Origin of the sequence: Prevotella sp. HMSC077E09, from assembly GCF_001814685.1 — a bacterium.
Taxonomy (GTDB): domain Bacteria; phylum Bacteroidota; class Bacteroidia; order Bacteroidales; family Bacteroidaceae; genus Prevotella; species Prevotella oris.
Window position 1 is genome coordinate 63,027 of sequence record NZ_KV817572.1, and the last position, 588, is coordinate 63,614.

Below are 588 nucleotides of genomic sequence, written 5' to 3' on the forward strand. Positions count from 1 at the left end.
CCTTCTTGATAAACAAGGTTAAGGGTACGGCTACCTCCCTTTCCAATTCTAGTATACGGTTGTATGAGACAACTTTAGGAAACAAATGACGCAGATGCTTACATACTTTTTCAATATAGAAATATTTAAAGCAACGATAACCAGAGTCGTGAAAAAGAATCATTATCAGCATGACTTCTGCCTTTGACATCGTGGAATTACGATGATATTTTCTTTTTCCGGTAGGTTTTAGCGTATATTTTGCGGTCATAGCATCAAAAAACTTGCAGAAGTCATCTGCCATACAAAATATTTCTGTAACTTTGTCCTCGGTGATCATAGCGATTTTTGTTTGTAACTGTTTGTATTTTAGCTCCTTAAAGTTACAACAAATTTCGCTAATCACCAAATTTATAGACATTTATAATTCGTCGAACTCACGTTATTTAGCATTCTCAAAGGGATTGCAACGGATGATTCTTTGACTGACCGCACGATACATAAGCCTACTCAACCAACAAAGGTAACGATTTAGGGTAGCTGTTGCCAAGCCTCGTCTTTTCAGATAGAAACGATATTCTTCAAACAAGTCTTCCGTTATAGTGGCTA

At 36.6% G+C, this 588-nt stretch carries 2 pseudogenes; both read right to left on the reverse strand.

Features of this window, described 5'->3' with window-relative positions:
* Positions 1-283 (reverse strand): annotated as a pseudogene (locus HMPREF2983_RS14155) (IS982 family transposase); the annotation flags it as partial.
* 141 nt (positions 284-424) lie between these two features.
* A pseudogene (locus tag HMPREF2983_RS13555) lies at positions 425-588 on the reverse strand (phage integrase SAM-like domain-containing protein); the annotation flags it as partial.